Raw genomic sequence first — 12,930 nt, 5'->3', positions numbered from 1 at the left:
TCACTGTGGCGGGAGTTCAACCCTACCCTTACGTGAGGGTAGAGTTCGGCGGGCCGGCGAAGCCGCCGGTCCGCGCCGCACCATCGTCTCCCACGCACGCCGGGTGGTGGTCGCCGACGTCCCGTCTCCCGAACGATCGGATCCACCTGTCGTGACCGTGCCCGACCACTCCGTCCGGACCGCGCTCCGCTCGCCCCGGCTGCTGCGCACCGAGGTGCTTGCCGGGCTCGTCGTGGCGCTCGCGCTGATCCCCGAGGCGATCTCGTTCTCGATCATCGCCGGCGTCGACCCGCAGGTCGGGCTCTTCGCCTCGTTCACGATGGCGGTCGCCATCTCGTTCCTCGGTGGCCGCCCGGCGATGATCTCCGCCGCGACCGGGGCCGTGGCGCTGGTGATCGCGCCGGTGATGCGCGAGCACGGCTACGACTACCTCATCGCCACCGTGCTGCTGGGCGGGCTCGTCCAGGTCCTGCTCGCGGTCGCCGGCGTGGCCCGGCTCATGCGGTTCATCCCGCGCTCGGTCATGGTCGGCTTCGTCAACGCCCTGGCGATCCTGATCTTCCTCGCGCAGGTCGAGCACCTCGTCGACGTGCCTTGGGCGGTGTACCCGATGGTCGCCGTCGGCATCGCGCTCATCGTGGGCCTGCCGCGCGTCAACGACGTCGTCCCCGCCCCGTTGGTCGCCATCGTGGCGCTGACCGCCTTCGTGCTGGTCGCCGCCGTCGACGTCCCCGACGTCGGCGACCAGGGCGACCTGCCCGACTCGCTGCCCTCGTGGTTCGTGCCCGACGTGCCGTTCACGCTCGACACGCTGCAGGTGATCGCGCCCTACGCCCTGGCGATGGCTCTCGTCGGCATCCTCGAGTCGCTGCTGACCGCCAAGCTCGTCGACGACATCACCGACACCCCGTCGGACAAGACGCGCGAGGCGATGGGCCAGGGCGCGGCCAACCTGGTCACCGGCTTCTTCGGCGGCATGGGCGGCTGCGCCATGATCGGCCAGACGATGATCAACGTGAAGGTCTCGGGCGCCCGCACGCGCCTGTCGACCTTCCTGGCCGGCACCTTCCTGCTCGTGCTGGTCGTCGGGTTCGGCGACGTCGTCGCGCTCATCCCGATGGCGGCCCTGGTGGCGGTGATGGTCATGGTCTCGGTCGGCACCTTCGACTGGCACTCCGTGCGCCCGCGCACCCTGCGCCGGATGCCGCGCAGCGAGACCACCGTCATGGTCGCCACGGTCGCGGTCACCGTCGCCACGCACAACCTGGCGATCGGCGTGGTCGTCGGAGTCCTCGTCGCGATGACGCTCTTCGCCCGTCGCGTCGCGCACCTGACCGAGACCGACCGCGAGCTGGTCGAGGACGCCGACGGCGCCGCGACCGCCGTCTACCGGGTCACGGGTGAGCTGTTCTTCGCCTCCAGCAACGACCTCTTCACCCAGTTCGACTACGCCGAGGACCCCGAGCGTGTCGTCATCGACCTCTCGGCGTCGCACGTGTGGGACGCCTCGAGCGTCGCGGCCCTCGACGCGATCACCACCAAGTACGAGCGACGCGGGACCACGGTGACGATCGTCGGGCTCAACGCCTCGAGTGCCGACCGGCACGCACGCCTGACCGGCACGCTCGCCTCGCACTGACGCAGCCAACGCGGCGCGGCGCGCGGCCGTGCCGACGGCCTCAGCCCCTCGGCCACCACTCCGGACGCCGGAACGTGGCCTCGGTGTAGGGCGACGGGTAGACGATGCGCTGGCGGTTGTCCTGGATCTGGAAGACCAGGTGCGCCATCGCGATCGACGGATCGGGGGTGGCCAGCGGGTACGCCAGCGCCGACTGGCCGGCGCTGGCGAAGCTGTAGGCACCGTTGACGCCGCGGTGCACGCCCTGGCGCAGCGACTCGTTGACGGAGGCGAAGTCGCGCGGGGAGTCGGCCCGTGCCCAGGCCGAGGCCAGCAGACGCACGCGGTCGTAGGCGATCCCGGCGTGCGAGCGCCCCGGACTCACCGCCCACGTGTCGCGGTAGCGCTGGGTGAAGCGGCGCGCGACGGCATCGGAGTAGGTGCCCGTGGTCGTCGCCCACAGCAGGCCCTCCGCGGCCGGGCCCATCTCCATGCGGAACCGGGGGATCGACGGTGCGTAGAGGGCGTAGAGCGCCGTCGGCGCCGGGTCGTCCTGGAAGGCCCGCACGAACTGAGCGGTCTCCTCGACGAAGTAGCTGCCGATCATCACCGCGGCCGGGGCCAGCGCGGCGACGCGTCGTCCGTGCTCGCGCCACGCCTCGGCGCCGCTGACGTCGTCGGCCAGGTAGTCGATCGACCAACCCTGCCGGTCGGCCAGCGCGACGGCCTGCTCGAGGCCGAGGTCGCCCAGCTTCCAGTGCCCGCGGACGACGGCGAGCGACCTACTGCGCGCGGGCAGCTGTCCCGAGTCGCGCAGGAACGACATCGTGCTCACGAAGCCCGGCCCGTAGTTGGTGTCGCTCGGGCAGATCTGGAAGACGTTGCCGTAGCGGCCGGGGTTGTCCTCGACGAGGCGGACCATGGAGTCGAGGGTCGCTGCGTGCAGGTAGGGCGCCTGGTGCTCGGCCGCGATCTCGTGGGCGACCCGCTGGTCGTCGAGGTAGCCCGAGACCATCGCGTCGACGTCCTGGCCGGCGAGGTCGTCGAAGGCGCGGGCGACCGAGACACTGCTCTTGATGTCGAGGTCGACGTTGACGAGGCGGACCGGGCGTCCGCTGATGCCGCCGCGGGCGTTGATCTCGTCGATCGCGAGCTGGCTGGCGCGCACCATCTCGACGCCGTCCTCGGCGATCTCCCCGGTGACGGGGAACGCGCATCCCAGCAGGATCGGACGACGTACCGAGCGTCGTCCGCTGCGTGGCGGCTCGGGCGGGCGGTGCACCAACGGCGGTGGGACGTCGTCGTCGGGCTCGGGCGTGCTGAGGATGCCGATGAGGAGCCGCTCGAAGCCCTCGGGCCCGCCGGGCAGCGGCAGCACGAGCAGGCTCTCCTCGACCGCGACGGCGGCCGCTCCGGCGCGGGACGACACGCCCAGCTTGGCCAGCACGCGCTCGACGTGGGTCGTGACCGTGCGCACGCTGGTCCAGAGCCGGGCCGCGATCTGGGCGTTGCTGAGACCACCGACGAGCAGCGTCACGACGTCGAGCTCGCGCTGGGTGATGCCGTGCGGGACCTCGACGTCGTCGACCCACGACAACGACGTGCGCGACTCGTGGCCCAGCGAGCGGACCGTCGCGAACACCACCCGCAGATCGTCGTCGCGCCAGAAGAACGACAGCTCGTGGTGCCCGGCGAGGCGGCCGGCCCGCCGGGCCATCTCGACCAGGCCCTCGAGGCGTCCGGTCGCGACGTCGGCACCGACCCCGCGGACCGTGGACAGCGCACCGTCGGAGGTCAGCACGATCTCGTGCACGACCGGCGACGGTGACGGGGACACGGTGACTTCCTTCGTGAGATGCGGGCCCCGAGCCTGGAGTGGACAGCCTCGGATTCTACGACGAGCTGCTGTGCCTGCGTGCGCTACGACCGGCGGTTGCGCGACCAGGAGTCGAGCCCGACGGCGACCAGGACGATGGCGCCCTTGGCGAGCAGCTGCCAGTTCTGGGAGAGGTTGAGGCTGTAGAACAGGTTGGTCAGCGTCGCGAAGATGAGCAGGCCGACCGCCGTGCGCCACACCGCGCCCTCGCCGCCGCGCAGCGAGGTGCCGCCGACGATGACGATCGCGATCGCGTCGAGGGCGATGTTGGCGCCGACGTCGGCCTGGCCCACACCGAGCCGCGAGGCGTCGATCGTGCCGGCGAACGCGGCGAGCACGCCGGTGAGCACGTAGACGCTGGCGGTCAGGTCCTTGACGCGGAGACCGGAGAGCCAGCCGGCCTCGTGGTTCCCGCCGACGGCGTAGATGTTGCGGCCGTAGCGGGTCATGGCGAGGGCGACCCCGCCGACGACGAAGGTGACGGCGAGCACGACGATCGGCGTGGGGATGCTGGCGACGCTGGAGCGGGCCAGGATCTTGAAGTTCGGGTCGGCCACGATGAACGGCGCGGAGCTCGAGTACAGGTACGCGATGCCCGAGATCACCGACGCGCTGCCGAGGGTGGCGACGAACGGGTTGATCCCGATGCGGGCGACGAGGGTGCCGTTGGCGATGCCGCAGACCACGCCGGCACCGACGGCGGCCAGGATGCCGAGCACCGGAGACCCGGTCGACAGGGCCACGCCGGCCGAGACCGTGGCACCGAGGGCGTAGGTGGCTCCCACCGAGAGGTCGAAGCCGCCGGAGATGATCACGAAGGTCATGCCCAGCGCGACGATGCCGACCGCGGTGTTCTGCAGCAGCAGGTCGCGCAGGTTCGCCGGTGACAGGAATCCGGGGTAGAGCGCGGTGGCGAGCACCACGAGGGCGACGAGGACGCCGATCATCGCGAAGCGCGACACCGCCGGCGCGAACGCAGGCCGACCGGCGGGTGCGGCCGCGGCGGCGGGTGCCGCGGGGGAGAGGTCAGTGGACGAGTTCATCGGTGTCTCCTGTGCTGAAGCCGTGACGCACGACGGCGTCGACGTTGAATTCGGGGTCGTCGCTGGCGATCTCGCGCACGACGCTGCCGTGCGCGAAGACCAGCAGGCGGTTGGCGATCGCGAGCACCTCCTCGAGCTCCGACGACGTCACCACCACCGCGGCGCCCTCGGCGGCGAGCCGCACCAGTGAGGTCAGCACCTCCGCCTTCGCGCCGATGTCGATGCCGCGGGTCGGCTCGTCGATGAGGAACACGTCGGGCCGGTGGCCGGCCCACTTGGCCAGCAGCACCTTCTGCTGGTTGCCTCCCGAGAGCGTGCGCACCGGCGCGCCGAGCCGCGACCGGTCGAAGGCGAAGAACCCGGCGGTCTCGGCGGCGTCCTCGCGCTCGGCGCCCCGGTCGAGGAACGGCCCGCCTCGTCGACGTCCGAGCCAGAAGTTGCTGGTGCCGTCCATGCCGAGGACGAGCGCCTCCTTGCGCGACTCCGGCACCAGGACGACGCCGCGGTCGATCGAGCGACGCACCGTCCTCGGCCAGGCGACCTCCTCGCCGTGGATGCGCAGATCGCCGGACGACGCCGGCTCGGCCCCGGCGAGCGAGCGGAGGAACGTCGTGCGGCCGGAGCCGACGAGGCCCCACAGGCCGACGATCTCACCGGCGCGGACGGTGACGTCGATGTCGTGCAGCACCCCGGGGAGGCGGACGCTGCGGGCGGACAGGACCTCGGCGCCGGCCGGGTGCGTGCCGCGCTCGGCGAGCTTGTCGACGGTGCGACCGACCATGTGCTCGATCAAGGTCGGGCGGGTCCAGTCGGCGCGGGCCGCGCTGCGCACGACCTGCCCGTCGCGCAGCACCGTGATGGTGTCGCTGAGGTCGAGCACCTCGTCGAGGTTGTGGCTGACGAACACGATCGTCGTGCCGCGCGCGGTGAGCGTGCGCAGGACGCGGTAGAGCACCTCGCGCTCGTGCTCGGCCAGCGCCGCGGTCGGCTCGTCGAGCACCAGGATCCGGCCGTTGCTCTCGATGCCGCGCATGATCTCGAGCATCTGCTGCTGCGAGACCGACAGGTCGCGGGCCAGTGCTGTCGGCGGCACGTGGATGTCGAGCTCGTCGCACAGCTCGAGGTAGCGGCGGCGCATCCCTCGCGCGTCGAGCAGGCCGCGCCGGGTGCGGACCTGGCCGAGGAAGACGTTGGCCTCCGCGGTGAGGCCCGGCACCATCGTGAGCTCCTGGTAGACCGCCACCAGGCCGTGGTCGCGGCTCTCCCGGGGGTTGCCGCCCTGGAGGCGGTGCCCGAACACCTCGACCGTGCCGTCGTCGGCGGCGAGGCGGCCGCTGATCATGCCGAGCAGGGTCGACTTGCCGGCGCCGTTCTCGCCGACGAGGGCGTGCACCTCGCCGGTGCGGACGACGACGTCCGCGCCGGCGACGGCGACGGAGCCGGAGAACACCTTGCGGGCGCCACGGCAGGCGATCGCCGGCGTGCTGGTCGTCGGTGCCTGGGGAGTGGGGTCGTTCATGACGATCTCCTGGTGCTCCTCGTGAGCCGGGTGGCTCAGTACTCCGCGGTGAAGTCGGCGATGTTCTCGGCGGTCGCGAACGGCGTCCCCGGGAGCTCGTCGGACTCGGCGAGGTTGATGAAGGTCGGCGGGGTCTCGCCCGAGACGTAGTCGGCGACGGCCTGGATGGCCTCGCGGGTCTCGGCGCGCGGCAGCATCATCACCGAGCTCGTGAGGTTGCCGTCGGCGACGTTCTGCAGGGCCCACTCGTCGCCGCCGAAGTCGTAGATCTCGACGTCCTTGCCGCCGACGGCCTCGACGACGCCGCGGGTCATGCCCGAGAAGTTCGACATGAGCACGTCGAGGTCGGGGTTGGCCTGCAGGATCGTCTGCGCGGCGTCGAACGCCTTCGGGGTCGTGTAGTCGGTGGTCTGCTGGGCGACGACCTCGAAGCCGTCGACCTTCGCGAACGCCTCGGCGGCCTTGAAGAAGCAGATGGTGTTGGCGTTGAGGTCGGGGCCCGAGACGAGCGCGATCTTGGCGCCGTCGGGGTGCGAGTCGATGACGTCCTGCACCCAGGCGTCGTAGACGTCGAGCGTCTGTCCGCCGACGTAGGTGATCGTGCCCGGCTGGTGGGTCTCGTCGCCGAGGTTGGTGGCGCGCCCGCAGATCGGCAGGTTGAAGACCGAGACGAGCACCTTCTTCTTCGGGGCCTCGGTGGTGAGGATGTCGCAGACGAGGTTGCCGTCGTTGGGCTCGACGACGAACGCGTTGTACTTGCCGCTGGTCAGCGCCTGCTGCATCTGGTCGAACTGCACCTGGGCGTCGAAGGCGCCGTCGAAGACGTCGAGGTCGGCACCGATCTCGTCGGCGGTCTTCTCGGCCTCCTCGATCGCGGCCTGCAGGTAGGAATTGCTGGTCCCGGCCGAGAAGTAGGCGATCTTGAGGTCCTGCGGGTCCGAGACCGGGGCCTCGATGATCGTCGCGGACGACGAGTCGGACGTCTCGGCGCCGGACGAGCAGGCCGTGGCGCCGAGACAGACGGCCGCGGTCGTGGCCAGGGCGAGGGAGGTGCGGAGCTTGGTCATGGTGGTTCCTTGCTGGAGGAGGGGCGGGCGGTGCCGAGACGAGCGAGACCGGGTCACTCCTCGGTCCAGGTGTCGTAGATCTCGCTCAGGGAGGCGAACCAGACGCCCTCGTGGGAGGTCATGTGGTCGAGGAGCCGCTCGAGGCCCAGCAGGTGGTGGGCGCGGGCGGCGGTCTGCGGGTGCAGGGTGATCGCGAGGACGGGGTTGGTCTCGCGCTCGTAGGCGAAGTCGAAGTGGTCCTGGAAGCGCTGGAACATGACCTCGCTCGAGCCGAGGCCGGGGTTCACGCCGGGGATGTACTCGCCGACCGGGAAGTCGTCGAGGTACCACGAGACCGGGAACTCCAGGATCGGGCTGGGCGTGCCGAAGACCGAGCCCTCCTCCCAGCGCACGTCGACCTGGCGCGGGTGGTAGGGCTGGAAGTCGTGTCCCATGAGAGAGGAGTCCCACTCGAAGCCGGTCTTCTCGAGCAGGTCGAGGGTGTGCTCGGTGAAGTCCCAGGCCGGCGACCGGTAGCCGCGCGGCCGGACGCCGACGTGCTTGAGGTGGCCCTCGATCGTCTGCTCCATGAGCCGGATCTCGGTGTCCTGGTCGAGGGTCGGGACCGACTCGTGGTAACAGCCGTGGGCGGCGATCTCCTGGCCGGCGTCGACGATCTTCTTGAAGGCGTCGGGGAACGTCTGCATGGTGTGCAGCGGCGTGCACCAGGTGCCCTGCACCGCGTAGCGCTCGAACAGGTCGAGCAGGCGCGGTACGCCGACGGTGGCGCAGTACTCGCCGCGGCTGAGGTAGCTCGGGCTGGTCTTGCCGAACGTCCCCATCCAGACGGCGTGGGCGTCGAAGTCGGCCCCGATGTTGACGGCGATCTTCTTGCCCTCGGGCAGGTTGAGCGGCATGGCGGTGTCCTTCCGGGAACGATGCGTGGGTGCGGTCAGAGCTGGGCGTGGGCGTACTTGGCGTAGAGGTCGCGGCGGCGTCCGCGGTCGGTGTGCGTCGTCGCCGCGCCGCTGCGCCGGTTCTCGTGCAGCAGGTCGAGGTCGAGCACGTGGGTGATCGCGTCCTGCTCGTTCGTCGCGGCCTCGACGAGCACGCCGTCCGCCGGGAACACCAGGTCGCAGGGGGAGAGCACCGAGGCGCGGGCCCAGCCGGGCGCGAGCGGGGCGTCGAGGTGGGAGACGGTCGGGCAGTGGACGACGTAGACCTGGTCCTCGATGGCGCGGGCGGCGGCACAGTGGCGCACGCGCCAGAAGCCCGCCTCGGTGAACGTGTAGCTCGGCACGAGCAGCACCTCGGCGCCGAGGGCGGTGAGGGTGGTGCAGACCTCGGGGATCTCGGCCTCGTAGCAGATCGCGATGCCCACGGTGACGCCGTCGACGTCGTAGACGGCGAGCTCGTCGCCCTCCCCGGTGTCCCAGTCGGCCTCGGCCGGGAAGATGTGCGTCTTGGCGTGCCGGTGCACCTGACCCTCCGGGCCGAAGAGGAACGCCACGTTCTCGTGACCGCCGCTCTCGGTGGCGACCAGGTGGGTGCCGGCGAGGATCCACTGGTCCCGGCTGGCGGCCTCGGCGGTGAAGAGCTCGACGTAGGCGTCGGTGTGCTCGGCGATCCGGGTCAGCTGCGAGATCTCGTGGTCGCGCCAGGCCGGCTCGGTCGTGAACAGCGACTCGGTCACGAGCTCGGGCAGCACGACCAGACGGGCGCCGGTGGTGCGGTCGAGCAGCTCGCGGACCTGGTCGGCCCAGGCGGCGAAGGAGTCGACCTCGCGCAGCTCGAGCTGGGCGGCGGCGACGGTGATGGTACGAGACACGGTGTCCTCCAGAAGTCGGGTGGTGGCGTCGGTCATGGCGCTGTCGGCGGTGGTCACCGGGCGAGCAGTCCGCCGTCGATGACGAGCTCGCTGCCCGTCACGTAGCGCGACTCGTCGCTCGCCAGGTAGACGCAGCCCCAGGCGATGTCGCGCGGCTCGGCGCCGAAGCCGAGCGGGGTCAGCCCGATCACCTCGGCGTTCTTGTCGTCGGGCTGGGCGTCGGTCAGCGGCGTGGTCACCCACCCGGGGATCACCGTGTTGACCCGCACCCCAGACCGGGCGTAGGTGATCGCGCCGTTGCGGGTCAGCCCGCGGACGCCGCCCTTGGCGGCCTGGTAGGCCGCGACGCCGTCGGAGCCGACGACGCCCCATGCCGACGACAGGTTGACGATCGACCCGGAGCCCTGGGCGAGCATGGGCCGCAACGCGGACCGCATGCCGAGGAAGACCCCGGTCTGGTCGACGCCGACGACGCGTGCCCACGCCTCGGGAGTGACGTCGGCGATCGAGGCGTAGTCGATGACGCCGGCGTTGTTGACCAGCACGTCGAGGTGGCCGTGCCGGGCGACGACCTCGTCGACGACGCGGTCCCAGGCGACTTCGTCGGTGACGTCGAGCTCGGCGTACTCGACCGGGGCGGCGTCGAGATCGGGCTCGGGCTTGTCGAGGTCGGCGACGACCACGGTCGCGCCCTCCTCGGCGAACAGGCGCGCGGTGGCCAGTCCGATGCCGACGGCACCGCCGGTCACGAGGGCGACCTTGTCCTGCAGACGGGGCATGGTGGGGTCCTTCTGGTTCGAGGTGGGGAGGGATACTTCGTCGGACACTGTGTCCAGTGGCAGGTCAGCGAGCGAGGTAGCCGCCGTCGACGGGCAGGTCGACGCCGGTGATGAATCGGGCCCGGTCGGAGACGAGGAAGCAGACTGCGTCGGCGACGTCGCGCGGCTCGCCGCCCGTGCCCATCGGGGTGGCGTCGAGGAACGCCCCGTTGAGCTCGTCGGTCTGGCCGAGCGTCAGGGGTGTCCGGATCCAGCCCGGCAGCACGGCGTTGGCGCGGATGCCTTCGCGGGCGTAGGTGACCGCGGCGTTCTTGGTCATCGTGAGCACCGCGTGCTTGGAGGAGTGGTACGCCGCGACACCGTCGACCGACGTCGCTCCGCAGATGGACGAGACGTTGACGATCGCCCCCGAGCGCTGCGCGCGCATGGGCCTCAGCGCGGACTGCATCCCCAGCAGGACGCCGGTCTGGTTGATGCCGACGATCCGCTGCCACTCGGCGAGCGAGAGCTCGTGCAGGCGGTCGTACCCGGAGACCCCGGCGTTGTTGACCAGGATGTCGAGGCGACCGTGGCGCTCGACGGTCTCGTCGACGACCTCGGCCCAGCGGACCGGGTCGGTGACGTCGTGCGAGCGGGTGGTGATGTCCTCGCCCAGGTCGGACTGGTCGCGGACGTCGGTCGCCACGACGTGGACGCCGGCCTCGGCGAGCCGGTTCGCGATCGCGAAGCCGATGCCCTGGGCTGCGCCCGTCACGAGGGCCACGCGGCCCTTCAGGTTGTCCATGCGTCCTGCTTCCTCGTCGTGCTGGTGGTGGCTCGCTCGTGATGTGGCGAGTGACGAGGACCGTAGGAACCGGGAGGGTGAGGTCGCGTCGGTCGATCTACGTATCTGCACGAGGTCCACGCCTGAGGAGACCTGACTGTTACGTCCCGGACCCGTGTCCGTGACCGACTGGTCTCGACCGGTCGTCACGGTGGGTGCCGGAGATACGTCGATCGACCGATGACGGGCGACCGTGCACGCCTTACGGTCAAAGACTCCGACGAGACGTGGGAAGAGAGGAGGCGCCGTGAGATACACCCAGATGCTCCGGGGCCGCTCGTACGAGTTCGAGTCGCTGGTCGACCTCCTCGGCAAGGCGTCGCCGCACCGGTCGGGCGACGTGCTGGCCGGCAGCGCGGCCACCTCGGACGCCGAGCGGGTCGCCGCTCGGTGGGTGCTGGCCGACGTCCCCCTGGCGACGTTCCTCGAGGAGACGGTCGTGCCCTACGAGAGCGACGACGTGACGCGGCTGATCCTCGACACCCACGACGCCGCGGCCTTCGCCCCCCTGCGGGCGCTCACGGTGGGCGGCCTGCGTGAGTGGCTGCTCGAGGTGGCGACGGCCCCCGGGGCCGGAGCGCGGCTCGCAGCGGTCGCGCCCGGGCTCACGCCCGAGATGGTGGCGGCGGTGAGCAAGCTGATGCGCAACCAGGAGCTCGTCACGGTGGGCGCCGCGGCCGAGGTCGTCACGGCCTTCCGCAGCACGGTGGGCCTGCCCGGCCGACTCGCGACACGCCTGCAGCCCAACCACCCGACCGACGACGCGGCTGGCGTCGCGGCCGCCGTCCTCGACGGCCTGCTGCTCGGGTGCGGCGACGCCGTCGTCGGCATCAACCCGGCCTCGGACAACCCCGCGACGGTCGCCCGCCTGCTCCGTCTGCTCGACGACGTCCGGCTGCGCTACGACATCCCGACCCAGTCGTGCGTGCTCACGCACGTGACGACGACCCTCGACCTGATGGCGGCCGGCGAGCCGGTCGACCTCGTCTTCCAGTCGATCGCGGGCACGCAGGGTGCCAACGCGGGTTTCGGCGTGGAGCTGTCGGTGCTCGCCGAGGCCGCCGACGCGGCACGAGCCCTCGGGCGCGGCACCGTGGGGGACCAGGTCATGTACTTCGAGACCGGCCAGGGTGCGGCGCTCTCGGCCGACGCCCACCTCGGTACCGGCGGCCGCCCGGTCGACCAGCAGACCCTCGAGGCGCGGGCCTACGGTGTCGCGCGCGCCTTCGACCCGTTCCTGGTCAACACCGTCGTCGGCTTCATCGGCCCGGAGTACCTCTACGACGGCAAGCAGATCCTGCGCGCCGGCCTCGAGGACCACTGCTGCGGCAAGCTGCTCGGCGTCCCGATGGGTGTCGACATCTGCTACACCAACCACGCCGAGGCCGATGCCGACGACACCGACACGATGCTCACGGTGCTGGTCGCCGCCGGGATGTCGTTCGTCATCAGCGTGCCGGGTGCCGACGACGTGATGCTCGGCTACCAGTCGACGAGCTTCCACGACGCGTTGTATGCACGGCGCGTGGGCGGCAAGCGGCCGGCGCCCGAGTTCGAGGCCTGGCTCGACCGGGTCGGGCTGCTGGCCGCCGACGGCGGCATCCGGGCGGTCGACCCGGCGACGTCGCCCCTGGCGGCGTTGGTGGCGCCATGAGCGACTTCTGGGAGGGGCTGCGGCTCCACACACCGGCCCGTATCGGCCTGCCCCGCCACGGCGAGGCCGTGTCGACCCGCGCGGCTCTCGAGCTCGCGGCCGCGCACGCCGAGGCGCGCGACGCCGTGCACCGTCCGCTCGACGTCGACCTCGTCGTGGAGGGGTTGCGCGGCCTCGGCCGGGGCGAGCCCGACGTCGTCGCCTCGGCCGCGCCCGACCGTGCGACCTACCTCGCCCGGCCCGACCTCGGCCGTCGTCCGGCCACCCCGCTGCGCGAGACCGACGACGAGCCGGTCGACCTCGCGGTCGTGGTCGCCGACGGCCTGAGCTCGGTCGCCGTCGAGCGGCACGCGGTGGCCGTGCTGACCGCTCTGGGGGAGCTCCTCCCGTCCGGCACGACGGTGGCGCCGCCGACGGTCGCGACCCAGGCGCGGGTCGCGCTGGGTGACCACGTCGGTGCGGCGCGCCGTGCGCGGCTCGTGCTGACCCTGGTCGGTGAACGGCCGGGGCTCAGCTCGACCGACAGCCTCGGCGCCTACCTGACCTGGGCGCCGGGGCCGGGCATCGCCGACTCGGCCCGCAACTGCGTGTCGAACATCCACCCGCCGCACGGGCTCGCCCACGCCGACGCCGCCCGGACCCTGGCGGCCCTCATGGAGGGGGCGCGCCGGCTGGGGGCCACCGGGACCCGGCTCAAGGACACCAGCCGCGCCCTGGACTGAGCGCGACCGCCCCGGCCGCGGG

Annotated in this window: 11 protein-coding genes; 3 read left to right on the top strand and 8 right to left on the bottom strand. The window is 71.7% G+C overall.

Annotated features, from left to right (window positions below):
• The first annotated feature begins 151 nt into the window (after nt 1–151).
• Complete coding sequence (locus tag ABFT23_RS15145) at nt 152–1,639, top strand: SulP family inorganic anion transporter (RefSeq protein ID WP_347896588.1); 1,488 nt, start codon at nt 152–154, stop codon at nt 1,637–1,639.
• Nucleotides 1,640–1,679: 40 nt separating this feature from the next.
• On the opposite strand, the gene ABFT23_RS15140 is transcribed toward ABFT23_RS15145, so the two are convergent.
• The 8 genes from ABFT23_RS15140 to ABFT23_RS15105 form a co-directional block, all read right to left on the bottom strand.
• Nucleotides 1,680–3,455: an ABC transporter substrate-binding protein gene (locus ABFT23_RS15140; protein ID WP_347896586.1), complete on the bottom strand. Its 1,776-nt coding sequence runs from the start codon at nt 3,453–3,455 to the stop codon at nt 1,680–1,682.
• A gap of 83 nt (nt 3,456–3,538) precedes the next feature.
• A complete protein-coding gene (locus ABFT23_RS15135) occupies nt 3,539–4,537 on the bottom strand; it encodes an ABC transporter permease (RefSeq protein WP_347896584.1) in 999 nt (332 codons plus the stop codon).
• Nucleotides 4,521–6,056 carry a sugar ABC transporter ATP-binding protein gene (locus tag ABFT23_RS15130; protein ID WP_347896582.1) on the bottom strand — a complete coding sequence of 512 codons (1,536 nt, stop codon included), beginning with the start codon at nt 6,054–6,056 and terminating at the stop codon, nt 4,521–4,523. Before ABFT23_RS15130 ends, ABFT23_RS15135 begins: the two co-directional genes overlap by 17 nt.
• A gap of 35 nt (nt 6,057–6,091) precedes the next feature.
• Nucleotides 6,092–7,123: a sugar ABC transporter substrate-binding protein gene (locus ABFT23_RS15125; protein WP_347896580.1), complete on the bottom strand. Its 1,032-nt coding sequence runs from the start codon at nt 7,121–7,123 to the stop codon at nt 6,092–6,094.
• A gap of 53 nt (nt 7,124–7,176) precedes the next feature.
• Nucleotides 7,177–8,019 carry a polysaccharide deacetylase family protein gene (locus ABFT23_RS15120; RefSeq protein ID WP_347896578.1) on the bottom strand — a complete coding sequence of 281 codons (843 nt, stop codon included), beginning with the start codon at nt 8,017–8,019 and terminating at the stop codon, nt 7,177–7,179.
• A 35-nt stretch (nt 8,020–8,054) separates the two neighbouring features.
• On the bottom strand, nt 8,055–8,987 hold the full coding sequence (locus ABFT23_RS15115; protein ID WP_347896577.1) for a nitrilase-related carbon-nitrogen hydrolase: 933 nt from the start codon (nt 8,985–8,987) through the stop codon (nt 8,055–8,057).
• The gene (locus ABFT23_RS15110; RefSeq protein WP_347896576.1) at nt 8,984–9,709 is read right to left on the bottom strand and encodes an SDR family NAD(P)-dependent oxidoreductase; all 726 of its coding nucleotides are present in this window, start codon (nt 9,707–9,709) and stop codon (nt 8,984–8,986) included. Before ABFT23_RS15110 ends, ABFT23_RS15115 begins: the two co-directional genes overlap by 4 nt.
• A 64-nt stretch (nt 9,710–9,773) precedes the next feature.
• Nucleotides 9,774–10,493 (bottom strand): SDR family NAD(P)-dependent oxidoreductase, encoded by a 720-nt coding sequence (locus ABFT23_RS15105; RefSeq protein WP_347896575.1) that lies wholly within the window; start codon nt 10,491–10,493, stop codon nt 9,774–9,776.
• 286 nt (nt 10,494–10,779) lie between these two features.
• Here ABFT23_RS15105 and ABFT23_RS15100 point away from each other — a divergent pair, with 286 nt between their 5' ends.
• The gene (locus tag ABFT23_RS15100) at nt 10,780–12,186 is read left to right on the top strand and encodes an ethanolamine ammonia-lyase subunit EutB (protein ID WP_347896573.1); all 1,407 of its coding nucleotides are present in this window, start codon (nt 10,780–10,782) and stop codon (nt 12,184–12,186) included.
• Nucleotides 12,183–12,908, top strand: a complete 726-nt coding sequence (eutC, locus tag ABFT23_RS15095; RefSeq protein ID WP_347896571.1) for an ethanolamine ammonia-lyase subunit EutC — start codon at nt 12,183–12,185, stop codon at nt 12,906–12,908. The genes ABFT23_RS15100 and eutC overlap by 4 nt, the downstream gene beginning before the upstream one ends.
• Nucleotides 12,909–12,930 lie beyond the last annotated feature (22 nt).

Origin of the sequence: Nocardioides secundeburneus, assembly GCF_039939255.1 — a bacterium.
Lineage (GTDB): Bacteria > Actinomycetota > Actinomycetes > Propionibacteriales > Nocardioidaceae > Nocardioides.
Note: the sequence above shows the minus strand (reverse complement) of the source record. Positions and strands in the feature narration are given on the sequence as shown.

Coding starts and splice junctions, on each gene's coding strand:
- ABFT23_RS15110 (WP_347896576.1), bottom strand. CDS start 9,709: ATGCCCCGTCTGCAGGACAAGGTCGCCCTCGTGACCGGCGGTGCCGTC.
- ABFT23_RS15125 (WP_347896580.1), bottom strand. CDS start 7,123: ATGACCAAGCTCCGCACCTCCCTCGCCCTGGCCACGACCGCGGCCGTC.
- ABFT23_RS15130 (WP_347896582.1), bottom strand. CDS start 6,056: ATGAACGACCCCACTCCCCAGGCACCGACGACCAGCACGCCGGCGATC.
- eutC (WP_347896571.1), top strand. CDS start 12,183: ATGAGCGACTTCTGGGAGGGGCTGCGGCTCCACACACCGGCCCGTATC.
- ABFT23_RS15105 (WP_347896575.1), bottom strand. CDS start 10,493: ATGGACAACCTGAAGGGCCGCGTGGCCCTCGTGACGGGCGCAGCCCAG.
- ABFT23_RS15120 (WP_347896578.1), bottom strand. CDS start 8,019: ATGCCGCTCAACCTGCCCGAGGGCAAGAAGATCGCCGTCAACATCGGG.
- ABFT23_RS15135 (WP_347896584.1), bottom strand. CDS start 4,537: ATGAACTCGTCCACTGACCTCTCCCCCGCGGCACCCGCCGCCGCGGCC.